At 74.6% G+C, this 23,010-nt stretch carries 19 protein-coding genes; 6 read left to right on the top strand and 13 right to left on the bottom strand.

Going from position 1 to position 23,010, the window contains the following annotated elements; translation table 11 throughout:
- Window positions 1-221: 221 nt before the first annotated feature.
- From rplI to PH189_RS27965, 8 genes are all read right to left on the bottom strand, one after another.
- Window positions 222-671: a 50S ribosomal protein L9 gene (gene rplI / locus PH189_RS28000; RefSeq protein ID WP_274192143.1), complete on the bottom strand. Its 450-nt coding sequence runs from the start codon at window positions 669-671 to the stop codon at window positions 222-224.
- A gap of 11 nt (window positions 672-682) precedes the next feature.
- Window positions 683-919, bottom strand: a complete 237-nt coding sequence (gene rpsR / locus PH189_RS27995; RefSeq protein ID WP_274192142.1) for a 30S ribosomal protein S18 — start codon at window positions 917-919, stop codon at window positions 683-685.
- 90 nt (window positions 920-1,009) lie between these two features.
- The gene (locus PH189_RS27990; protein ID WP_274192141.1) at window positions 1,010-1,567 is read right to left on the bottom strand and encodes a single-stranded DNA-binding protein; all 558 of its coding nucleotides are present in this window, start codon (window positions 1,565-1,567) and stop codon (window positions 1,010-1,012) included.
- Window positions 1,567-1,899 carry a 30S ribosomal protein S6 gene (rpsF, locus tag PH189_RS27985; RefSeq protein ID WP_274192140.1) on the bottom strand — a complete coding sequence of 111 codons (333 nt, stop codon included), beginning with the start codon at window positions 1,897-1,899 and terminating at the stop codon, window positions 1,567-1,569. The genes PH189_RS27990 and rpsF overlap by 1 nt, the downstream gene beginning before the upstream one ends.
- A gap of 136 nt (window positions 1,900-2,035) precedes the next feature.
- Window positions 2,036-3,016, bottom strand: a complete 981-nt coding sequence (locus tag PH189_RS27980) for a hypothetical protein (RefSeq protein WP_274192139.1) — start codon at window positions 3,014-3,016, stop codon at window positions 2,036-2,038.
- 172 nt (window positions 3,017-3,188) lie between these two features.
- Window positions 3,189-4,820 carry a glycosyltransferase family 87 protein gene (locus tag PH189_RS27975; RefSeq protein WP_274192138.1) on the bottom strand — a complete coding sequence of 544 codons (1,632 nt, stop codon included), beginning with the start codon at window positions 4,818-4,820 and terminating at the stop codon, window positions 3,189-3,191.
- 24 nt (window positions 4,821-4,844) lie between these two features.
- Entirely contained in the window at window positions 4,845-7,361 is a 2,517-nt protein-coding gene (locus tag PH189_RS27970) for a transglycosylase domain-containing protein (protein WP_274192137.1), read from the bottom strand.
- Between the two features lie 354 nt (window positions 7,362-7,715).
- The gene (locus PH189_RS27965) at window positions 7,716-8,123 is read right to left on the bottom strand and encodes a DUF5318 family protein (RefSeq protein WP_274192136.1); all 408 of its coding nucleotides are present in this window, start codon (window positions 8,121-8,123) and stop codon (window positions 7,716-7,718) included.
- A gap of 170 nt (window positions 8,124-8,293) precedes the next feature.
- Between PH189_RS27965 and PH189_RS27960 the strand changes: the two genes are divergently transcribed.
- The gene (locus PH189_RS27960; protein ID WP_274192170.1) at window positions 8,294-8,986 is read left to right on the top strand and encodes a PadR family transcriptional regulator; all 693 of its coding nucleotides are present in this window, start codon (window positions 8,294-8,296) and stop codon (window positions 8,984-8,986) included.
- A gap of 54 nt (window positions 8,987-9,040) precedes the next feature.
- Window positions 9,041-10,117, top strand: a complete 1,077-nt coding sequence (locus tag PH189_RS27955; protein ID WP_274192135.1) for an inositol-3-phosphate synthase — start codon at window positions 9,041-9,043, stop codon at window positions 10,115-10,117.
- A gap of 85 nt (window positions 10,118-10,202) precedes the next feature.
- On the opposite strand, the gene PH189_RS27950 is transcribed toward PH189_RS27955, so the two are convergent.
- Together PH189_RS27950 and PH189_RS27945 are read right to left on the bottom strand one after the other, a co-directional pair.
- A complete protein-coding gene (locus PH189_RS27950; RefSeq protein WP_274192134.1) occupies window positions 10,203-11,153 on the bottom strand; it encodes a hypothetical protein in 951 nt (316 codons plus the stop codon).
- A gap of 236 nt (window positions 11,154-11,389) precedes the next feature.
- Window positions 11,390-14,263, bottom strand: a complete 2,874-nt coding sequence (locus PH189_RS27945) for a leucine--tRNA ligase (protein ID WP_274192169.1) — start codon at window positions 14,261-14,263, stop codon at window positions 11,390-11,392.
- Window positions 14,264-14,443: 180 nt separating this feature from the next.
- Here PH189_RS27945 and PH189_RS27940 point away from each other — a divergent pair, with 180 nt between their 5' ends.
- Window positions 14,444-14,908, top strand: coding sequence for an SdpI family protein (locus tag PH189_RS27940; RefSeq protein WP_274192133.1), 465 nt, complete (start codon window positions 14,444-14,446; stop codon window positions 14,906-14,908).
- 1 nt (window position 14,909) lies between these two features.
- Here the strand turns inward: PH189_RS27940 and PH189_RS27935 are convergent, their stop codons facing one another.
- Together PH189_RS27935 and PH189_RS27930 are read right to left on the bottom strand one after the other, a co-directional pair.
- Window positions 14,910-15,407, bottom strand: a complete 498-nt coding sequence (locus tag PH189_RS27935; RefSeq protein ID WP_274192132.1) for a DUF427 domain-containing protein — start codon at window positions 15,405-15,407, stop codon at window positions 14,910-14,912.
- A 129-nt stretch (window positions 15,408-15,536) separates the two neighbouring features.
- A complete protein-coding gene (locus PH189_RS27930) occupies window positions 15,537-16,127 on the bottom strand; it encodes a YqgE/AlgH family protein (protein WP_274192131.1) in 591 nt (196 codons plus the stop codon).
- A 204-nt stretch (window positions 16,128-16,331) separates the two neighbouring features.
- On the opposite strand from PH189_RS27930, the gene PH189_RS27925 reads away from it, so the two are divergent.
- The gene (locus PH189_RS27925) at window positions 16,332-17,798 is read left to right on the top strand and encodes an MFS transporter (RefSeq protein ID WP_274192130.1); all 1,467 of its coding nucleotides are present in this window, start codon (window positions 16,332-16,334) and stop codon (window positions 17,796-17,798) included.
- A 528-nt stretch (window positions 17,799-18,326) separates the two neighbouring features.
- Here PH189_RS27925 and PH189_RS27920 read toward each other — a convergent pair.
- Window positions 18,327-19,829, bottom strand: a complete 1,503-nt coding sequence (locus tag PH189_RS27920; protein ID WP_378015042.1) for a CCA tRNA nucleotidyltransferase — start codon at window positions 19,827-19,829, stop codon at window positions 18,327-18,329.
- Between the two features lie 191 nt (window positions 19,830-20,020).
- Here PH189_RS27920 and PH189_RS27915 point away from each other — a divergent pair, with 191 nt between their 5' ends.
- Both PH189_RS27915 and PH189_RS27910 read left to right on the top strand, forming a co-directional pair.
- Window positions 20,021-20,449 (top strand): NUDIX hydrolase, encoded by a 429-nt coding sequence (locus PH189_RS27915; RefSeq protein WP_274192167.1) that lies wholly within the window; start codon window positions 20,021-20,023, stop codon window positions 20,447-20,449.
- A complete protein-coding gene (locus tag PH189_RS27910) occupies window positions 20,446-22,767 on the top strand; it encodes a DUF6049 family protein (RefSeq protein ID WP_274192129.1) in 2,322 nt (773 codons plus the stop codon). Before PH189_RS27915 ends, PH189_RS27910 begins: the two co-directional genes overlap by 4 nt.
- The last annotated feature ends 243 nt before the right edge of the window (window positions 22,768-23,010 follow it).

The following is a 23,010-nucleotide window of genomic DNA, read 5'->3' as shown; positions in this document are numbered from 1 at the left end:
GGGTGTTCACCCGGTCGCGCAGCGTCGCGAGCCGAGCGGGGGCCGGGGCTCGCCGGGCGGGGGAGCGGCGGTGCGCACGGGTCGAGCCGGCGGTCCCCGGCGGGTCCGTGTCCGGACACTCGTCGGGCCGTGTCCGGACACACGTCGGGCCCGGACCGTCGTGCGGTCCGGGCCCGAAGTGGCTCGAGGGACGAGGCGGAGCTCGACCCGTCAGCGGGTCGTCAGCCGCCCTGGACGTCGAGGGGGAGATCCACCGCGACGTCGGGGTGCAGGCGCACCGTGACCTTGTGGTCGCCGGTCGACTTGATGTGCCCGGAGATGGCGACGAACCGCTTGTCGAGGTTCGGGCCGCCCTGCGAGCGCACGGCCGCGACGATGTCGGCCGGGGTGACCGAGCCGAAGAGACGCCCGCCCTGGCCGGCCTTGCCGCTGACCGTGACGGTGCCGAGGCCCTGGATCTGCCCGGCGACCTCCTTGGCGTGGTCCAGGTCGCGGATCCGCTTGCCCTCCTGGGTGCGGCGGATCGTGTCGACCTGCTTCTGGGCGCCGCGGGTGGCCACGATCGCCAGGCCGCGGGGCAGCAGGAAGTTGCGGCCGTAGCCGTCCTTGACCTCGACGGTGTCGCCGGGGCCGCCGAGGTTGGCGACGTCGGCGGTGAGGATGAGCTTCATGTCGTCCTCCCTCAGCGCGCGGTCGACGTGTAGGGCAGGAGCGCCATCTCGCGGGAGTTCTTCACCGCGACGGCGACGTCGCGCTGGTGCTGCGAGCAGTTGCCCGACACCCGGCGCGCACGGATCTTCCCGCGGTCGGAGATGTACTTCCGCAGGAGGTTCGTGTCCTTGTAGTCGATCAGCTGGTTCTTGTCCTTGCAGAAGGTGCAGACCTTCTTCTTCGGCTTGCGGATCGGCGGCTTCGCCATGATTCCTTCACTTCCAGGCGTGGTGGCCCGCCGCGCCGAGGGGCGCCGGATGGGCCGATTCGTACAGGTCGATGCGGGCGGAAGCCCAGGTCAGAACGGGGGCTCGTCGTCGTAGCCGCCACCGCTGCCGCCGCCGGAGGATCCGGCGGCCGGAGCGGAGGCCCAGGGGTCGTCGCCCCCGCCGTAGCCCCCACCGGAGCCGGAGCCCCCGCCGGAGCCACCGCCGCCGTAGCCGCCGCCACCGTTGCCGCCGCCACCGCCGTAACCGCCGCCCCCGGAACCCCGGGAGGCCTTGGTGACGGACGCGGTGGCGTAGCGCAGGGACGGGCCGACCTCGTCGACCTCGAGCTCGATGACGGTGCGCTTCTCGCCCTCACGGGTCTCGAAGGACCGCTGCTTGAGCCGACCCTGCACGATGACGCGTGCCCCGCGGGTGAGCGTCTCGGCGACGTTCTCCGCGGCCTGACGCCAGATGTTGCAGCGCAGGAAGAGGGCCTCGCCGTCCTTCCACTCGCCGCTCTGGCGGTCGAAGGTGCGCGGCGTCGACGCCACGGTGAAGTTGGCGACGGCGGCACCCGACGGCGTGAACCGCAGCTCCGGGTCAGCAGTGAGGTTGCCGACCACGGTGATGACGGTGTCGCCGGCCATCAGGCAGCGCCGGCCTTGCCACGACGCCCGGCGAAGGCGGGGTCGCGGCGCATGACCTTGGTCCGCAGCACGGACTCGTTGAGTGCGAGCTGCCGGTCCATCTCCTTGACGGTGGCCGGCTCGCAGTTGATGTCGAGGACGGCGTAGATGCCCTCGGCGTGCTTGTCGATCTCGTAGCTGAGGCGACGACGGCCCCAGACCTCGACGTTCTCGACGGTGCCGCCGTCCTTGCGGACGACGTTGAGGAACGTCTCCAGGGACGGGGCCACGGTGCGCTCGTCGAGGCTCGGCTCGAGGATGACGACCAGTTCGTAGTGGCGCACGAGTACCACTCACCTCCTATGGGCTCAGCGGCCACGGACGATCCGTGACAGGAGGGGTTCTCGGTCCGTCCAGGCTACCGAACCGGCCTGCGAGCGCCCTCACCAGGTCCGACGCAGCGACGGACCCGGCGGTTCCCGCGACTTCTCAGGCGGGGACGGGCGTGCGCGCGGCGACCGTGGTCCCGGCGTCCTCGTCCACCTCGGCCCGCGCGTCGGCGTCCTCGTCGGCGTCGTCGTCGCGGTCCCCGGCCACCTCGGCCGTCACCTCGTCCGCGTCCGCCGCCCCCGCGGCCGCCACCGGCGCGGCGGCAGCGCCACCGACCGGCGACGACGCGACCGCGCGTCCGAGGACGGCCCGTCGCACCGTGAAGGCCGCGACGCCGGAGAGCGCCAGCACCGCAATGAGCGCCGGCACGCCGACCCCGCCCTCGGTGAGGGCGTCGACGGGCAGGGCCTGGACCTGGCTCGCGGTGGTGACCGCGCTGGCCGGGTCGTACCCGAGGTAGGCGGGCGAGCCGGCGCGCAGACCCGGGAAGGCGGAGCCGAGCAGCAGGTTCGGGTCGAAGGCGCGCACACCGGGCGCCGGGCCCGCCGCACCCTTGAGGAACGACGAGGGGAGCGCACCGAAGGCAGGTGCGAACGCCGGCGCGGCCGCGGCGGCCTGCTGGGGCGTGAAGGTCGGCGCGGCGGCGGCGGGCGTCGGAACGGCCGCCCGCGAGCGCGGGGCGGGCGTGGCCGCCGAGCGCGGGGCGTCGAGCACGGCGCCGGTGGTCCCGCTGAGCTGCTCGGTGGCCTGGCGCAGCGGCGGCGCGGCCTGGGCGACCTGCTCGCTCACGGGCTCGACGACCTGCACCTGGACGCGGCAGAGGACGCCGCCGACCAGCTCCGCGATCGGCTTCATCCCGGTCCGGACCTCGCGCTCGAACGGCAGGCCGAGTGTCGGGATGACCTTGACGGTCTGCCCCTCCTCCGCCCGCACCGTCTGGCCGCAGCGGGCCTCGACGACGTCGTCGGCGGTCGGGGCGGCGGGGGCCGCGAGGGCCGAGCCGGCGCCGAGCAGCAGTGATCCCGTCACCAGGCCGCCGGCGAGGAGGCTCGTCAGCAGACGGGGAGGACGCACGGCCATGGAGGAGGACCTTTCTGACGAGCCCGGGGAGACCGGGACAGGCCCCACCGGGGGAGCGGGCCGTCCCGGCGGCACGTGAACCCAACGAGCGAGTAACCCGGTGGTGACGCCCACCATCACCCGGCTGCCGGAGCGTGCGGCGGGCGACACGCCACCGCAGCCGGACCCGCCCTCATCGTGGGACTCCAGTCCCTCCCCGTGCTCGTCCGAACAGCCGCATCATGGGGTCGAGGAGCGCGTCCACCCGGGCCAGGCGGCGGGCGTCGTCGGGCCCGTCGTCGAGGACCCCGCCGTCCGGGTCGTCAAGGCCGCGGGAGAACGAAGGGTCCCGCGGCGTGCGGATCGGGTCGTGCTCGGGATGCAGCACCGAGCGGACGACGAGCGCCGCGAGGATGAGAACGGCGAGGTCGCGCACCAGCACCGAGCCGTAGAACCAGGGCGCGGGCAGACCCTTCGCGTCGGTCCCGAGGTAGTAGTACATCCGCGGCGCCCAGACCAGCGCGTCGAGCACCATCCACGCGAGCAGCGGGCGCCAGCGCGGGTACGCCAGGACCGCCAGCGGCACGAGCCACAGCGAGTACTGCGGGCTCCAGACCTTGTTGGTCAGCAGGAACGCGACGATGACGAGGAACGCGATCGCGGCGAACCGGGGCCGGCGCCGGGCGCGCACCACGAGCACGGCGATCGCCAGGCAGCACACGGCGAACAGGACCGCGCTGACCGCGTTGAGCACGGTGGGGTCCTGCCCGGGGGCGAGCTGGCCGTCGAAGCCGCTCCAGCCCGTGAGCCCGGAGACGACGTTGTAGAGCGAGTCGGGGTCGGCGCCCCGCTGGCCGTTGAGCCGGAAGAACTCCCACCAGCCCGCCGGCGCCGCGAGCGCCACCGGGAGGTTGACCAGCCCGACCGCCAGGACCCCGGCCGCGGTCGCCTGCGCCCAGGCCCGCATCCGTCCCGCGCGCAGGCAGAGCAGCAGCAACGGATAGAGCAGGAAGAGCGGATAGAGCTTCGCCGCCGCGCCGACACCGAGGATCACGCCGGCGAGGACCGGTCGGCGACGTGCCCACGCGAGCATCCCGAGCGTCGCCGCGGCGACGGCCAGGGTGTCGAAGTTGGTGAACGCATGGACCGCGACGAGCGGTGACACGGCGGCGAGGGCGGCGTCCCAAGGACGCCCGGGTCGCAGGCGCACCACCGCCCACACCGTCACCAACCAGGCGAGCGCGAGCCAGAACGCGGAGAGGTCGAAGTACACGACCACCGCCAGCCCGCCGGGCAGCAGGCCCGCGTCGGCGCCGGCGAGCCAGACGTCGGCGAGGCGGGCGTTGGCCCACTGGAAGAACCCGGTGAGCACCGGGTACTCCATGTAGCGCACTTGTTCGGAGCCGTCGTCACGACGGTCGACCCACGACGTCACGTAGGGGATCCCGCCGACGTCGAGCCGCTCGGCGGTGTAGAGCGGGACGGTGTCGGAGTAGCACATCGCCACGTACTGGCGGCCGTCGCGCCAGTCGAGCTCGAGTCCGTTCTCGCCGGGGTACTGCTGCAGGCAGGGCGCCTTCGCGAACCACGCGAGCGCGAGGGTGACGATCGCCAGCAGCATCACCACGCGCAGCGGGGTGAAGTGACGGGCCCGGCCCGCGACGGCGTGCTCGCCGAGCGGGCCGCCGACGACCGCGGAGAGCGACGCGACGAACGGGTCCTCGTGGGTCGGGCGGACGCGCTGGTCCGGGCCGAGCGAGGCCGGGTCGTGGGTGCGGGCGCGCCCCGAGGTCGGGACGCCGCTGCGGGTGGGCGCTCCGGTCACGGCGTGCGGTGCTGCGGGCGTGCGTCAGCCACCGCCGCCCTCGTCCGTACCGCCACGACCGGCGCCATCACCGAGGAGGCCGCCGCCCGGAGCGGCATCCCCCGGGTTCGGCTGGTCCGGGTTCTGTGGTTGATCGCCCTGGTTCTGCTGGTCGCCCTGGCCCTGGTCGCCGCCCTGACCCTGGTCCCCGTTGACCTGGCCCTGGTCACCCTGACCCTGGTCGCCGCCGCCCTGGTCGCCGCTCTGGTCCTGGTTCTCCGGCGGGCACGGCTGGCCCTCGACGCAGCCCGGCTGGTTGGGCGGCGCCGCCGGCGTGGTCTGCGGCGGGGTGCCGATCGGCCGGAAGTCCGAGAACTGCTCGATCGGGTCGCCGCGCAGGGCGTCGTTCATGTAGCCCTGCCAGATCTGGCCGGGCACGCCGCGCCCGTAGATCGGGCGCCCGTCACTGTTCTTGATCGGGGTGTTGTCGTCGGTGCCGACCCACACGGCCGTCGAGATCGACGGCGTGAAGCCGACCATCCACGCGTCGTTGTTCTGGCCGTCGACCGAGGACTGCACGGTGCCGGTCTTGGCCGCGACGGGACGACCGCCCGAGAGCGGGATCCCCGAGTGGTCGGCCACCGGCAGCATCGCCTCGACGACGTTGCGGGCGAGCTGCTGGGTCATCCGCGTCTCGCCGGCCGGCGCACCCGCGTCGAAGAGCACACGGCCGTCGGCCGTCGTCACCCGGCTCACGAGGTGCGGCCGGTGATAGACGCCGTCCGCCGCGAACGTGGCGTAGGCCGCGGCCATGTCGCTGGGCCGGACCTCGCGGTCACCCAGCGAGATACCACCGCTGGGCGCCTCGAGCGGCGCGGACACACCCGCCTGGTGCGCCGCGTCGGCGACGCGCTGCGGGCCGACCTGCACGCCGAGCTGGTAGAAGACCGTGTTGATCGACTGGGTCATCGCCGTGCGCAGGTCGCAGTTCCCGCAGTTCTCGCCCTCGTTGTTCTCCACCTCGGTGCCCGCGATCGTCTGCGGGCTCGAGCCGTCGAACGTCGTGCCGAGGCCGATCGGGTTGGGGTTGCGCTGGAGCCCGGCGAGCAGCACGAACGGCTTGAACGACGACCCCGGCTGGCGCTCGCTCTGCGCGTAGTCGAAGCCGGACCCGTCCTCGCCGCCGTAGTAGGCCAGCACCGCGCCGGTGCGCGGGTCGACCGACACGAGCGAGGTCCGCAGGTTCGCCGGCTGACCGCGCAGGCGACGCTCGACCGACTCCACGGCCTGGTCCTGCCGGCGGGGGTCGATCGTCGTCGTGACCTGCAGGCCCTCCTGGTTCACCTGGGTCTCGGTGATGCCGTAGGTGTTCAGTTCCGCGCGCACCGCGGACACGATGTGGCCGCGGTCGTTGTCGGGGATGCCGCTGCGCCGCGGCTGCGGCGGGATCGCGGCCGGGAACGTCTGCGCGCCCCGTTCGGCAGCGGGCAGCCAGTTCTGGCCGACCATGCCGTCGAGGACGAAGGCCCAGCGCTGCTCGGACATCCCGCGGTCGACCGCGGGGTCCCAGCGCGACGGCGACTGGATCAGGCCCGCGAGCATCGCGCCCTCGGACACCGAGAGCTGCGAGACGTCCTTGTCGAAGTACGACTGCGCCGCCGCCTGGATGCCGTACGCACCGCGACCGAAGTAGATCGTGTTGAGGTAGTTGCCGAGGATCTCCTCCTTGCTCTGCTCCTGGGAGATCTTCGCCGCGATCACGACCTCGCGGTACTTGCGCCACAGCGAGTACTCGTCGCCCACGAGCACGTTCTTCACGTACTGCTGGGTGATCGTCGAGCCGCCGCCGCTGCCGCCGGTGGCCTGGTTGAACGCCGCGCGGATGATGCCGACCGGGTCGAAGCCGAGGTTCGAGTAGAACGAGCGGTCCTCGGCGGAGAGCACCGCCTGCTGCACGTGCAGCGGGACCTGGGTGATCGGCACCTTGATCCGGTTGCCCTGCTCGGGCACGAGCGAGGCCAGCGAGGTCCCGTTGGCGTAGGAGATCGTCGCGACCTGGTTGTTGGTCGCGTCGTCGGGCGTCGGCACACGGAAGAAGATCCAGCCGACGGCGAACGCCAGCACCGGGCCGAGCACGAGCAGCCCGATCAGCAGGAAGACGATGCGCCGGACACGGCGCCTGCGGCCCTTCGGCCCGGGTGCGGAGCCGTCGCGACCCGGGCGGCCCCCGCGGGGCGGCTCGTCGGCGCCTCCGCCCCGACCGGGACGGGCGGGCCGCGGGGACACCGCCGTGCCGGACAGCCCCCCGTTCGCCATCGCGGAGCGCGAGGTGGCGGCCGTCGCGGTGGGGGCCATCGCCCGCGTCGCGGTGCCGGTGGCGTCGCGGCTGCCGGTACGGCCGCTGTCGTGGGTCAGCAACCGCGGCTCGCGGGCGTGGGCGGCGCCCTCGGGGGGCGTGACCGTGCCGACCGCGCTGCGTCGCGTCGCGCCGACGGGCTCGGCGTGCGAGACGGTCGGCTCGTCGAAGGCGGAGTGGTGGGTGGGGTTCTGGGACGGGGGCACCGCGCGCCAGCCGGCGGGGAGGGCACCGTCGGGGGCGGGGGGCGGGGGCGGGCCTGCGGGGCGGCCTGGTCCTCCGTTGCGTGGACCGGGGGAACCCTGCGGAGGACGGGGCGGTCCGGGAGGTGGGCCGGGTGGGCCCTGCGGGGAGCGCGGTGGGCCGGGTGGGGCACCTCGCCCGTCACCTCGCCCGTCTCCACGCCCGTCTCCACGCCCGTCTCCACGGGCCGGCGATCCGGGCGGGGTGGCGCCGGGTCTGGCCCGGTCGGCCGCGGGGGGACGTGCTCCCCCGCGGTCCGTGCGCCGCTCGTCGTCCACCGATCGCCTCCCGGTTCCGGGTGGTTCTCTTCCGAACCGTCAGGGCGAGGCGGTCCGGCGGCGCCGGCGGCCCCCTCCCGACGCGTCGTCGGTTCCCAGGACGTATGACTGTACGAGGTGGTTCCACCGGCACGATCGGCAGACCTCCACGACGTGCACGGTGAACTCGCTGATCGCATCCGCCAACCGGCTGATCTCGTCGGCGGACCGGGCGGATCCTGCGGCCGCGCCGAGGCGTTCCCCGAAGATCCAGTGCACCTCGACGAGGGGATCGCGCCGGCAGAGCGGGCAGGTCCGGGTGGTCGGGCGGCCGTGGTGCGAGGCGGCCTGGAGCAGGTAGACCCCGGCGTCGCAGGCGTCGGCGGTGGCCACACGGCCCGCCGACACGTCGGCCAGGAGCGCACGGCGCTGCAACGCGTAGTCGACGACCTGACGGACTCCGGGCACGGACACCAGCGTAGCCATCACGACACCGCCCGTCCCCTGCTCCGGCGGGGTCCCGACGCCCTGCGCGGGTGTGACGTGATCGCCGATGTCCGACGCGTGATGTATCGCTCCGATATGGTCGACGGTGCTCGCGGGGATCCGTGGGCGATCCGGTGGCCGAGGGGGTGCCCGTGCTCGAGCTCGCGGTGCTCGGCCTGCTCCACGAGTCACCGATGCACGGCTACCAGCTGCGCAAACAGCTGCACGCCCGCCTCGGGACCTTCCGTGCCTTTTCCTGGGGGTCGCTCTACCCGACCCTGCGCCGGCTCCAACGCGCCGGGCTGATCGTCGAGACCGACGAGCCGCCCCCGGACGACGCCACCGACGAGGGCGAGCCGGCCGGGTCCGCCCGGTCGCGGCCGGCGTCCCGCAGCTCGTGGGGGCGGCGCGGCCGCCGGACCTTCGAGCTCACCGCGGAGGGCAAGGACCGGTTCGACGAGCTCCTCGGCGACGCCGGGCCGCAGACCTGGGACGACGAGAGCTTCGGCGTCCACCTGGCCTTCTTCTCGCGGACGCCTGTCGAGGTGCGGATGCGCATCCTCGAGGGTCGGCGCCGTCGCGTGGAGGAGCGCCGTGAGGGCCTGCGGTCGACCCTGGGCCGCGCGGGCGAGCAGATCGACCACTACACCCGCGAGCTCCACCGCATCGGCCTGGAGTCCACCGAGCGCGAGGTCCGGTGGCTCAACGAGCTCATCGCTGCCGAGCAGGCCGCGGAGCCGGTGGCCGACACACGACCCCCCGGTCCCGATACCGGCCCTGATCCCGGGCCCGACTCCAGCCCCGACGACGGCGGCACCCGTCCGCCGTCACCACGCGACGCCTGAGCCCCAGGTCCGTCCGACACCTGTCACCGAGGAAGAGACAAGAGGAGAACTGCCATGGGTTCGGTCCGAGTGGCGATCGTGGGCGTGGGGAACTGCGCCTCCTCACTCGTACAGGGCGTGCAGTACTACGCCGACGCCGACCCGGCCGCGCGCGTGCCGGGCCTCATGCACGTCGACTTCGGCGGCTACCACGTGGGCGACCTCGAGTTCGTCGCCGCGTTCGACGTGGACGCCAAGAAGGTCGGCCAGGACCTCGCCGACGCGATCTCCGCGTCCGAGAACAACACCATCAAGATCGCGGACGTTCCGCCGACCGGCGTGACGGTGCAGCGCGGCCACACCCTCGACGGTCTCGGCAAGTACTACCGCGAGATCATCACCGAGGCCGACGGCGACCCCGTCGACGTCGTCGCCGCCCTGCGCGAGGCCCGCGCCGACGTGCTCGTGTCCTACCTGCCCGTGGGCAGCGAGGACGCCGACAAGTTCTACGCGCAGTGCGCCATCGACGCGGGCGTCGGCTTCGTCAACGCCCTGCCGGTGTTCATCGCGTCCGACCCCGAGTGGGCGGCCAAGTTCACCGCGGCCGGCGTGCCGATCGTCGGCGACGACATCAAGTCGCAGGTCGGCGCGACGATCACCCACCGCGTGCTCGCCAAGCTCTTCGAGGACCGCGGCGTCCAGCTGGACCGCACGATGCAGCTCAACGTCGGCGGCAACATGGACTTCCAGAACATGCTCGAGCGCGAGCGCCTGGAGTCGAAGAAGACCTCCAAGACCCAGTCGGTGACCTCCCAGGTCGACCGCGAGATGGGCAAGGGCAACGTCCACATCGGCCCGTCGGACCACGTGCCGTGGCTCGACGACCGCAAGTGGGCCTACGTGCGCCTCGAGGGCCGCGCGTTCGGCGACGTCCCGCTCTCGCTCGAGTACAAGCTCGAGGTCTGGGACTCCCCGAACTCCGCGGGCATCATCATCGACGCGGTCCGCGCCGCGAAGATCGCGATGGACCGCGGTATCGGCGGCCCGCTGCTCGGCGCCTCGTCGTACTTCATGAAGTCCCCGCCCGAGCAGTACCGCGACTCGGTGGCCTACGACCGCGTCGAGTCGTTCATCCGCGGCGAGGACAGCTGACCGCGACGCGCTCACTGGGTTTCGCGCGAAGGGCACCTTCAGCCGGATAGAGCGGCGGGAGGTGCCCTTCGCTGTTGCGTGGTGATCACCGGCGCCGGATGGCCGGACGCGAGCGGGCGCGGGCCTGGGCGAGCGCCTCCCAGAGCAGTCTCTTCACGGTCTCCGGCTCGTCCCGGAGCTGGCGGGGCGTCACCGGCACGAGCAGCACGCCGGCGGCGATGAGGCGGGCCTGGCGCCGCATGGTCTCGTCGAACGCCTCCGGGTCGGCGTGGTGCTCGAACGACTGGATCTCGATCGCCAGCGCGACACCGTCGACGAACCCGTCGACGCAGGCGAGGAACGTGCCGTCGGCGCGCTCGAGGTCGGCGTTCCAGATCACCGGCGGGAAGCCCGGCATCTCCGCGACGATCGTCCGACACCAGGCCTCGGCGACGGATCGGACACCGTCGTCGATCTCGAGGAGCACCCGCCGTACGAGCGCCGTCCCCCGCCCGGAGCCCTCCTCGAGCTCGCGGCGCAGGGCCACCACCGTGGTGAGGCGGCGTTGCACGGCCTCGGCCAGGAGCGCGCGGACGTCGTCGACCCGTGTCATCCGCCGTGCGGCGTCCAGCACCGCGCGGTGGATCGGGGCCACGGGCACGTCGTCCCGATGGTGGGGACGGGGCAGCCGCAGGGTGCGCTCGGCGAGGACGAATCGCTGCGAGCGTCGGCGGGTGGCGTGGGGCACGAGGACGTGGACGGTGTCGTCGTCCGGAAGACGTCTCAGGCCGTACAGCCGGCAGCCCGCGACGCCGGTGACCATCGCCCGTGGACCGGCGTAGAGCAGGGCGGCGGCGAGGCGCTGGCGACGGGTCAGCACCCCGCGGGTCAGCGCGATGACGCCCGAGATCACCCGCACCCAGATGCCGCCGGGCGCACACCGGGAGGAGATGGTGCTCGACGGGACGCCGAGCCGGGCGAGGTCGCGGAGGTGGATGACGTCGAAGGGGGCGGCCGCCGCGACAGCAGCCCAGTCGACACGGGAACGTCGAGGCACAACCTGTTCGACGCACGCCGGCCTCCGCCGGATCCATCGGCGTCGCCGCGAGCTGACCTCGCGGCACACGCCGAGCCGGCGAAGGGGCTCCCTCGCCGCTCTGCCCGCGCGAAGGGCACCTTCGGCCGGAACGACGCCGCCCGCTTCGCACCGGGCGCGATCGGCGAAGGGAACCCCTCGCCGCTCTATCCGGCCGATGGTGCCGTTCGCGCGGAACTCGGGGCCGCGTTTGCGCGTCAGCGGACGACGTTCACCAGGCGGCCGGGGACGACGATGACCTTGCGCGGCTCGGCGCCCGCGAGCAGCTCGGCCACCTTCGGGTCGGCGAGGGCCGCATCGCGCACCTCGTCCTGCCCGGCCGTCGCGGGCACGGTGATGCGCGAGCGCACCTTGCCGTTGACCTGGATCGGGTACTCGGTCGAGTCCTCCACGAGCAGGGCCGGGTCGGCCTCCGGGAACGGCGCGAACGCGAGCGAGTCCGGGTGTCCGAGGCGCGACCACAGCTCCTCGGCCAGGTGCGGGCACAGCGGCGCGAGCATGAGCACCAGCGGCTCGACGACCGAGCGAGGCGTGCCGCCCGCCGGGTAGGTCTTCGTCAGGTGGTTGGCCAGCTCGATGAGCTTCGCGACGGCGGTGTTGTAGTGCATCGCGGGCAGGTCGGTGCGCACGCCGTCGATCGCGCGGTGCAGCGCGGTGAGGGTGTCGCGGTCGGGCTCGGTGTCGGCGACGCGCAGGTCGCCCGTCTGCTCGTCGATCACCAGGCGCCACACCCGCTGCAGGAAGCGGTGCGAGCCGACGACGTCGCGGGTCGACCAGGGCCGCGAGGCCTCCATCGGCCCGGTGGACATCTCGTAGAGCCGGAAGGTGTCGGCGCCGTAGGCGTCGCACATCTCGTCGGGGGTCACCACGTTGCGCAGCGACTTGCCCATCTTCCCGTACTCCTGGCGCACGGGCTCGCCGTTCCACGTGAATCCGGACGCCGCGTCACCCGCCACCTCCTCGGCCGGCACGTAGACGCCGCGGGCGTCGGTGTAGGCCCAGGCCTGGACGTAGCCCTGGTTGAACAGGCGCCGGAACGGCTCCGAGGACGAGACGTGGCCGAGGTCGAAGAGCACCTTGTGCCAGAAGCGCGCGTAGAGCAGGTGCAGCACCGCGTGCTCGACGCCGCCGACGTAGAGATCGACGCCGCCCGGGTCGCCCGGTCCCTTCGGACCCAGCCAGTAGCGCTCGACGTCGGGGTCGACGAAGCGCTCCTTGTTGTGCGGGTCGAGGTAGCGCAGGTAGTACCAGCAGGAGCCCGCCCACTGCGGCATCGTGTTGGTCTCGCGCACGTACCCGGTCCAGCCGTGCTCGGGGTCCGACACGAGGTCGGCGTCGAACGCGACCCACTCGGTGGCACGGGCCAGCGGGGACTCCGGCGAGGAGTCCCGGTCGTCCGGTGCGAACGACTTCGGCGAGTAGTCCTCGACGTCCGGCAGCAGCACGGGCAGGTCGGCGTCGGGCAGCGCGCGCGGGATCGAGGGTCCGCCGTCGGTCTCGCCCTCCGCGACGTAGGCCACCGGGAACGGCTCGCCCCAGTAGCGCTGACGGGAGAACAGCCAGTCGCGCAGCTTGTACTGCACCACCGACTCGCCGGCCCCGCGGCCCGCCAGCCACGTGACGATCGCCGTCTTGGCCTCGTCGACGTCCAGGCCGTTCAGGCTGACCTCGTCGTTCGCGGAATTGATGGCCGCGCCCGCGCCGACGTACGCCTCGCCGTCGAAGTCCTCGGGCGGCTGCACGGTCCGGCGGATCGGCAGGCCGAAGACGGTCGCGAAGTCCCAGTCGCGCTGGTCCTGGCCCGGGACGGCCATGATCGCGCCGGTGCCGTAGCCCATGAGGACGTAGTCGGCGACGAAGACGGGCAGCGCCTCGCCGTTGACCGGGTTGGTGGCCCACGCCCCGGTGAAGACACCGGTCTTGTCGCGGGCCTCCTGGCGCTCGAGGTCCGAGCGCGACGCGACGACGCTGCGGTACTGCGCGACCGCGTCGGCCGGGGTGTCGGCGCCGCCGGTCCAGCGCCCGTCGAGCTCGTCGCCGGTGGGCGGCGACGGCCAGGCCGCCGGCACCAGCGCGTCGACCATCGGGTGCTCGGGCGCCAGCACGAGGTACGTGGCGCCGAACAGGGTGTCCGGGCGGGTCGTGAAGACCTCGATGTCACCGGCGTCCGACGCGAACCGCACCTGGGCGCCCTGCGAGCGTCCGATCCAGTTGCGCTGCATCGCCTTGACCGAGTCCGGCCAGTCGATGCCGTCGAGGTCGTCGGCCAGACGGTCGGCGTAGGAGGTGATCCGCATCATCCACTGGCGCAGGTTGCGCCGGAAGACGGGGAAGTTGCCGCGCTCGGAGCGCCCGTCGGCCGTGACCTCCTCGTTGGAGAGGACCGTGCCCAGCGCCGGGCACCAGTTCACCGGGGCGTCGGCGAGGTAGGCCAGGCGGTGGTCGTCGAGGACGCGGTCCTGCTCGGGACGCGACAGCGTGGCCCAGTCGCGGCCGTCGGGCAGCGCGCGGATGCCCGCCGCCAGCTCCTCCTCGAGCTCCGTGATCGGGCGCGCGCGGTCCGCCTCGCGGTCGTACCAGGCCCCGTGGATCTGCAGGAAGATCCACTGTGTCCAGCGGTAGAAGTCGATGTCCGTGGTGGACACCGAACGGTGCTGGTCGTGCGCGAGGCCGAGCTGGCGGATCTGCTCGCGGTAGCGCGCGATGTTCGCCTCGGTCGTGGTGCGCGGGTGCGTGCCCGTCTGCACCGCGTACTGCTCGGCCGGCAGGCCGAACGCGTCGAAGCCCATCGTGTGCAGCACCGTGCGACCGGTCATGCGCAGGTAGCGGCCGAGGACGTCGGTCCCGATGAACCCCAGCGGGTGCCCGACGTGCAGGCCCGAGCCGGAGGGGTACGGGAACATGTCCATCAGGTAGAACTTCTCGCCCGCCTGCGCGGGCGGCAGGTTCGGCACGGCGAACGTGTCCGCGGCCTCCCAGCGGTCCTGCCAGCGCCGCTCGATCGCGCCGGCGAGCGCGGCGGTGTAGCGGTGGGGCGGCACACCGGAGGCACTCTCGGCGTCGGGTCGCACGTCCGGCGCCACCTCGGGCTCGGCGGTCACGGGGGTTCCTCCTGGTCTCGACCGGCGGTCATCGCCCTCCGGATGCGGCCGATCGGCACCTGCCACGGCATCCGCCGTCGATCCGGGGCCACGCCCCGGCGGGGGGCACCGCGGATCCCGCGAGGACGGCATCGAGCCTACTCTGGGGGTGTGCTCGTCCCGGCCCTGGTCCTGACCCTCGCGGCGCTGGTCGTGGCCGGCGCCGGCGTGCTCGCCCTCGTCCACCGGCTGCCCCGCAACCGCGTGCTCGGGGTCCGGACGCTGTGGACCATGGGCAGCGTCGACGCCTTCCGCCGCGCGAACCGTGCCGCCGCCCCGGCGTTCGTCGGCGCGGGTCTCGTGGGTCTCGCGGGGGCCGGCGCGGCGCTGCTGTCGGCGACGACGGTCGCGGGCGTCACCATGCTCGTGCTCGGCGGCCTCGGGCTCGTCGGGCTGCTGGGGGCCGGCGGGATCGTGGGCGCGCGCTTCGCCGCCGCCGAGGAGGCCGAGCACGAGGCCCTCGCCGCCCTGCCGCCGACCTCGTGCATGCCGCCCGAGGAGCCGAAGTGCGCGCCGACCACCGGGCTGTGCGGCGGCTCCTGCGCGATCTGCCCGCGCGCTCGGACCCAGGCCTGACTCACCAGCCCCAGGTGCCCGGGCTGCCCTTGAAGGGGCCGACGACGTCCGCGGTGATCCAGCCGCCGTAGAACCCGCCGGGCTGGGGCTCGACGCGCTCGCCGTCGAGCGTGATCTCGTCGAACGGCGCGGGGTAGAGCGCGACGCGGTCGGCGAGCTCGGGGTAGACGGAACTCACATCGTCCTCCGGGTACCACCAGCCGACGTCGCGCAGCGGCTCCACGCCGGGCACGACGATGTCGACGTAGCGCGCGGTGCCCTTCCACTCGCACACCGTCCGTCGCCGCGCGGGACGCAGGACGCCCTCGGCGAAGGCGGTGCGCGGCAGGTACCAGGTCGGCGGGTGGCTGGTCTCGAGCACGCGGACGACGTCGTCGGTGTCGGCGACGACCGTGCCGCCGTGGGTCACGACCGCGCGCCGGCGCACCGCCTCGGCCCGTGGCGGGCGGGGGTAGTCCCACACCGATTCCTGACCCGGACCTGGCTCGACGCGTCGCACGCCGACGACGCTAGGCCTGAACGGGCGAGCGGGCGCGGCCGAGCGCGGCGCGGCCCCGAGAACGAACGGCGCTTTCGCTGCTTCGCAAGCTGCGACAGCGCCGTTCGTTCGGTACGGAACCCGGCGCGCTCAGTTCCGGCGGGGCTCGGCGAGGTGGGTGGCGAGGAGGGCGAGGGGGACGCCCTGGCGGCGCAGGACGCCGCCCCAGAGGTCATAGCCGGGCGGCGCCAGGACGTCGTCGGGCAGGGCGGGGACGACGTACCAGTCGCCGCGCCCGATCTCCCCGGCGAGCTGGCCCCGGTCCCAGCCGGAGTAGCCCGCGAAGACCCGCAGGCCCCGGACGCGGGGGGCGAGGTCGTCGGGGTCGCCGTCGAGGTCCACGAGCGCCACGGGGCCGCGGACGCCGACGACGCCGCCGGTGCGCGCCGGGTCCTCGCCGGCGCGCAGGGCCGCGAGGCACAGGGCCGTGCGCTGCTCGACCGGACCGCCGACGAACACGGCGTGCGGCGTCGAGGTGTGCGGACCCCAGGTGGGCAGGACGTCGGCGACCGAGACCTCGCTGGGCCGGTTGAGCACGACGCCGAGGGTGCCGGCGGGCCGGTGGTCGATCACGAACACCACCGACCGCGCGAAGTTGGGGTCCGTCAGGGTCGGCGCGGCGACGAGCAGCGTCCCCGCCTCGACCTCGGCCTGCTGATGTTCCTCCACACCACTGGCCACGACGCCCATCGTCGCACCGCCGGGAGGGCGGGCGGCAGGCACGGTGGGGTGTTCGGCGGCACGCATACCGAGCGCGTCACCGCGGGGTCACACCCGGGTGACGGCGGCGTCGCGGGCACCGGAGGACGGCAACCCCGGGGTTGCGTCGGACGGACGCCGGAGCACCACGCCGCGGGACGCAGCGGACGCGTAGCGTAGGCGCCCGTGCCCGTCGCGTCCGATACGACTGCTGCGACGGTCGGGGGCGCGTCGCCGGCAGCGGGACGGACCGGACGCTTCCGCGAGCTGCTCCTGCACCCCGGGTTCGGTCGCCTGCTGACGGTCCGGCTGGCAGCCCAGTGGGGCGACGGCGTGTTCCAGGCCGCGCTGGGCGGGCTGGTGCTGTTCAGCCCCGAGCGCGAGGCGGACCCGATCATGGTCGCCCTCGGCCTGGCGACGGTCCTGCTCCCGTATTCCCTGATCGGCCCGTTCGCCGGCGCCCTGCTCGACCGCTGGGACCGGCGGCGCGTCCTCGTCGTCGCGGGCGCCCTGCGCGGCGTGCTGACGCTCGCCACCGCCGGTGTCGTGCTCGCCGGGATCACCGGTCCACCCCTGTACCTCGGCGCCCTGGCGACGATCGGGGTGAGCCGCTTCATCCAGGCCGGGCTCTCGGCCGCGCTGCCCCACGTCGTGGCCTCCGAGCATCTCGTCGGCGCGAACTCCCTGGTCACGACGTCGGGGGCGGTCGCCGCCGCGATCGGTGCCGGCTGCGCGATCGGCCTGCGCGGGCTGCTCGGTCCCGCGGACGTCGACGCCGCGTGGACGACGACGGTCGCGGGCCTCGGGTCGGTGGTCATCGTCGTCGTGGCGACGACGATCGCCCGCGGCTCGCTGGGTCCCGACGAGCGCCGCGAGGCCGCGCAGGCCCTGCGCGCGGTGGCCTCGGGGCTCGCCGACGGCGCCCGGGCCGCCCGCGACGCCCCCGGCGTCGTCGCCGCGTTCTGTGCGGTCGCCGCGCACCGGCTCGCGTTCGGCGTCACGACGCTCGTGGTGCTGCTGCTCATGCGCAACTCGCTCACCGACGTCGGGCCGTTGAAGGCCGGGATCGCCGGTCTCGGCGAGGTGGTGGTGGCCGCGGCCGCCGGTCTCGGCGTCGCCGCGGTGGTGACGCCGTGGCTCACCGGGCGGGTCGGGCGCACCGGCACCGTGCGGATCATGCTCGTGCTCGCCGCGGTCGCCCTGCTCTCGCTCGGCCTGCCGATGACGCTGCCGACGATCCTCGGCGGGTCGTTCGTGCTCGGCCTCGTGGGGCAGGCGATCAAGCTGTGCTCCGACGCCGCGGTGCAGACGGAGGTGGGCGACGCGGTGCGCGGGCGGGTGTTCTCGCTGTCCGACACCACGTTCAACGTCACCTACGTCGCCGCCGTGGCCGGCGCCGCGTTCCTCGCTCCGCCGAGCGGCCGTTCCCCGCTCCTGCTGGCGCTCGCCGCGGGTCTCTACATGCTCGGCCTGGTGGTGCACGAGCTCGCCCTGCGCAGCCGGGCGTGCGGCCCGGCTCAGGGCGGCACCCAGCCCGCCGACCCCTCGGCGACCAGCGTGTCCACCGCCCCGTCGGCATCGGTGTCGGTGAGCAGCAGGTCCCAGCGGGCCGAGGGCGAGCCGGGGTCGGTGGACAGGGCCGACGACAGGTAGGCGAGCTCCGCCCGGCCGTCGTGGTCGGCGTCGACGAGCAGCTGCTCGGCGCGCCCGTCGCCGTCGAGGTCGCACACCACCTCGGTGCCGTCCTCGTGGTCGGCGTCCACGGTCGCGCCGTCGAGCACCCCGTCGCCGTCGGTGTCGACCGCGGGCGCGGCGCTCGCGGAGCGGCCGCGGACGTCGCTCCAGGTGAGCGCGGCGCCGGCCGTCACGGGGTCGGGCCCGGCCGCGAACGGCACGCGCGTGTCCCACAGCCCCCGCCCCGAGGGGTCGGCGTAGGCGTGGTCGGGGCGGCCGTCGTCGTCGAGGTCGAGCACCGAGCGGTCGGCGGCGCCGTCGGCGTCGGCGTCCCAGAGGGCGTCGTCGACGCGTCCGTCGCCGTCGAAGTCGAGGGCCACGGCGTCCCGGAGGCCTGCCGGGCCCAGCGCGAGGTCGGCGGGCGAGACGTGGTGGTGCACCGGGGCCTGCCCGGTGCCGAAGACGTAGCTGATCGCAGGGGAACCCACAGCGGGTTCGACGCACGCGTCAGTGCTCCGGTTCCCCCTCGTCGCCGGGAGCCCCGATCCCCTCTGCCCCGATCCCCTCGTCGGCCGCCCAGCGCCGCAGCTCCGCGCGGGCCTCCTCGTCGTCGAGCGGGCCGCGCTCGAGACGGACCTCCTTGAGGTGCCGCCACGCCCGCCCGACGAGCGGACCCGGCGGGATCCCGAGCAGCTCCATGATCGCGTTGCCGTCGAGGTCGGGGCGGACGCGGGCGAGGTCCTCCTCCTGCGCGATCCGGGCGATCCGCTCCTCGAGGTCGTCGTACGACCGCTGCAGGGCCGCGGCCCGGCGCTTGTTGCGCGTCGTGGAGTCCGAGCGGACGAGCTTGTGCAGCCGATCCAGCAGCGGGCCCGCGTCGGTGACGTAGCGGCGCACCGCGGAGTCGGTCCACTCGCCCTTGCCGTAGCCGTGGAAGCGCAGGTGCAGGAACACCAGCTGGGCGACGTCCTCGACGACCTGCTTGGGGTAGCGCAGCTCGCGCAGGCGCTTGCGGGTCATCTTGGCCCCGACCACCTCGTGGTGGTGGAAGCTCACCCGCGTCCCCGGCTCGACCTTGCGGGTCGCCGGCTTGCCGATGTCGTGCAGCAGCGCGGCGAGGCGCAGGACGAGGTCCGGCCCGTCGGTCTCGCGGCCGATCGCCTGCTCCATCACCGTCAGCGAGTGCTCGTAGACGTCCTTGTGCTGGGCGTGCTCGTCGATCTCCAGGCGCATCGCCGGCACCTCGGGCAGCACGACGTCGGCGAGCCCGGTGTCGACCATCAGCTCGATCCCGCGCCGGGGGTGCGCGCCGAGCAGCAGCTTCGAGAGCTCCGCCTGCACCCGCTCCGCGGTGATCCGTCCGAGCTGGGGCGCCATCGCCTCCATCGCCACGCGCACCCGCGGCGCGACCTCGAACCCGAGCTGGGAGACGAAGCGGGCCCCGCGCAGCAGGCGCAGCGGGTCGTCGCCGAAGGACGTCTCCGGGTCGGTCGGGGTGTCGAGGACGCCACGGGCCAGGGCGGCGAGCCCGCCGTACGGGTCGACGAAGGTGCGGTCGGGCAGCGACAGCGCCATGGCGTTCGCCGTGAAGTCGCGGCGGACGAGGTCGCCCTCGACGGAGTCGCCGAACGCGACGACGGGGTTGCGGCTCACGCCGTCGTAGGCGTCGGCGCGGAAGGTGGTGATCTCGCAGGTCACGCCGCGGCGAACGGCGCCCACGGTGCCGAAGGCGATGCCGGTGTCCCACACGGCCTCCGCCCACCCGGACACCAGGGCCTGGATCTCCTCGGGCCGCGCGTCGGTGGTGAAGTCGAGGTCCGGCGACAGCCGTCCCAGCAGCGCATCCCGCACGCTGCCGCCCACGAGGTAGAGGCGGTGTCCGGCCGCCGCGAAGCGCTCGGCGAGGTCGTCGGCGACCGGCGAGTAGCGCAGCATCTCGACCACCGCCGTGTGATCGGCGCCGGTGGGCGTGGAGGGGGCCGTGGAGGGGGCCTGGGCGGGAACGGGCACGGCAGGTCACCGTACCGCGACCGCGGGCCGCGGACGGGACACCGGCCGGACACGGGGGCACGACCCGGGCGACACCGCGCCGACGGACGGCCGACAGATCCCCGTCACCGCCCGGGCGCCGTACGATCGCGACCGTGTCCACCCCGTCGCGACGGTCCGGCGACCGGCGCCGACGGGGCTCCCGGCGGCGGATGCGCACGGTCGACGAGACCTCGGCGGGCGGCCTCGTCGTCGACGCCGCCGGAGCCAGTGCCGCCCTCATCGGCCGGCTCGATCGTCGCGGTCGCCTGCTCTGGTCCCTGCCGAAGGGCCACCTGGAGGAGGGCGAGACCGCCGAACAGGCCGCGGTGCGGGAGGTCGAGGAGGAGACCGGCATCATCGCGTCCGTGCGGGCGTTCCTCGGCAGCATCGACTACTGGTTCGTGGCCGAGGACCGCCGGATCCACAAGACCGTGCACCACTACCTGCTGTTGGCCCACGGCGGCGAGCTCTCCGACGCCGACGTCGAGGTCACCGAGGTCGCGTGGGTGCCGCTGGCCGAGCTGGACACCCGGCTCGCCTACGCCGACGAACGCCGGCTCGTCCGGCGCGCGGCCCAGATCCTGGAGGAGTCGGCGTGAGGGCTCCCCGCCGACCGCGGGGAGCCCTCCGTCGTGCCGTCCTCGTCCTCGTCCTCGCGGTCCTGCTGCCCCCGGCCCTCGCCGGTCTGGGTGCCCTCACGGGCCCGGCGGCGGCCGGGGCCGAGCCGCCCGCGGTGGGCGACGAGCCGGTCGCGGTGGTGCTCGGCGGGATGACGCCGCGGGTGGTCACGGCGGACGGCCCCGGCGAGCTGGTGGTCACGGGACGGGTCGTCAACCGCTCGGCGGTCCCGGTGCGGGACCTCGGGGTGCGCCTGGAGCGCGGGGCGGCCCTGTCCGGTGGCCGGGCCGCGCTCGGCGCGCTCTCCGGCGACGAGTCCTCGCAGGCCGTCCGCACCGGCTTCACCGAGATCGCCGGGGTGCTCGCGCCCGGCCAGGAGGTGCCGTTCACGCTGCGCGTGCCGCTGGTGGGCGACTCCGCCCGCTCGCTCGCCCTCGCCGGGCCCGGCGTCCACCCGCTGCTCGTGAACGCGAACGGTGCGCTCGGCTCCGGGGGCGCGACGCGCCTCGGCGCGGTCCGCCTGCTGCTCCCCGTCGTCGGCGTGCCGGGCGCCGGCCCCGTCGCCGCGCCCGCGATCGGCCGGGCCGCCGGCGTCTCCGTGCTCTACCCGCTCGCCGACCGCCCCCGCCGCGTCCCCGTCGTGCCGGGCGCTCCGACCCTGCTCGCCGACGACGACCTGGCCACCTCGTTCGCCCCCGGCGGGCGCCTCGCGGGCCTGGTCGACGCGCTCGGACGCAGCGCGCCCGCGGGGTCCGCCGCCGCCCGGTCGGTCTGCCTCGCCGTCGACGCCGACCTGCTCGAGACCGCCGAGGCCATGAGCGCGGGCTACCGGGTGCGCACGCCCGACGGGGGCTCCGTCGCCGGCGCGGGCGCCGACGCCGCCGGGCAGTGGCTGGACGCTCTGCGCACCCAGGCCCGCGGGCGGTGCGTGACCGCGCTGCCCTACGCCGACACCGACCTCGTCGCCACGGCCCGCGGCAACCTCACCGACCTGACCACCGCCGCCGTCGCCACCGGCACGCGCCGCGTCACCGAGCTCCTCGGCGTCACCCCGGTCCCCGACACGGTGTGGCCCGCCGACGGGGTGGTCGACGAGCGCAGCCTCGCCGACCTCACCGGTGGCGGCACCCGGTTCCTGCTCCTCGACGGCGACGCGCTCGAGGGCGGGCCACCCGCGGGCGCCCTCGCCCGCCTCCCCGGCCCGCCCGGGGCCGCGGCCACCGCCGTCGGCCTCGATCCGCTCGCCGCCACCGCGCTCGCGCCCCGGTCGGGCGGGCGCGACGGCGGCGACTCCACGAGCCCCGCGGGCACCTCGGGCGCTCTCGCCACCCAGGACGCCGTCGGGATCCTCGCCCTGCGCGCGCTGCAGGACACCCCCGACGACGAGGTCCCGCCCGTCGACGTCGTCGCCCCGCCGCTCGACTGGGCCCCGAGCACCGACGAGGCCGGTGCCCTGCTCGGCGCCGTCGACGACCTCACCCGGCTCGGGCTCGCCCGGCCCCTCGACCTCGGCACCCTGCTCGGCGGGGTCGGGCCCACGACGCCGCTGCCGGCCACCTCGCCGTCGGCACCCGCCGACGCGGTCGACGCGATCGGGGAGACGGTGCTCACCCGGGCCGGGGAGGTCCGGGACCGCCAGCGCGAGCTGCTCGCCGCCACCGAGCGCGACGGCGTCGGCGCCCCCTCGCCGTCGGACTTCGTCGAGCCGCTCACCGACGGGGTCCTGCGCAGCCTCTCCGCGTCGTGGCGCGACGACCCGGCGGCCCAGGAGGCCGCGATCGGCGGCGTCGAACGGCAGATCGACGAACTGCGCTCGCTGGTGCGGGTCGTCCAGCCCGCCGGGTCGTACTCGCTGGGCAGCAACGACGCGCCCCTGCTGCTCACCGTCGAGAACCGGCTGCCGGTGGCCGTCCGGGTCGAGGTCGTGCTCGAGCCCACGAACGGGCTGCGGACCGGGCCGCTGCCCGTCATCACGGTGCCGGCGTTCGGCAGCCGTCAGGTGCAGGTCGAGGTCGAGGTGACCCGTGCGGGGCAGTTCGCCGTGGACGCCCGGGCCCAGACACCGGGGGGTGAACCTCTCGGGCCCTCGGCTCGTCTGCTGCTGCGATCGACCGCCTACGGCACGATCACGGTGTGGTTGACCGCGTCCGCAGCCGTCGTGCTGGTGATCCTGGCGAGCGTACGGATCGCTCGCCGGGTGCGGGCGGCTCGCCGGTCCCGGCGCAGCCACCGCCACCGGGGGCCGGGCCCGCCGACCGACGTGATGGACCTCGCGACCCGCGAGCTGCAGAAACGGTGACCTCCCGCGAGCCCGACGTGGACCGCGACGACGCAGGCCCCGCCGCCGACCCCGCCGCCGACCCCGGCCGCGGGGTTCCGGACGTCGTCCCGCCGCCGCCCCCGTCGGACGCGCGTCCCGAGACCCGCCCGGGTGGTCTCAGCGTCCCCGGAGGACCGACCGACCGGCCGGCCGCGGCGGCCGCTGCGCCCGGGCCACCGTCCGGACCGCCCCCCTCCGGACCGCCCCCCTCCGCACCGCCCC

It is taken from the genome of Actinomycetospora chibensis (assembly GCF_028737215.1).
Taxonomy (GTDB): Bacteria; Actinomycetota; Actinomycetes; order Mycobacteriales; family Pseudonocardiaceae; genus Actinomycetospora; species Actinomycetospora chibensis.
The sequence above is the reverse complement of the archived record's forward strand: the minus strand, read 5'-3'. Positions and strand labels throughout refer to the sequence as shown.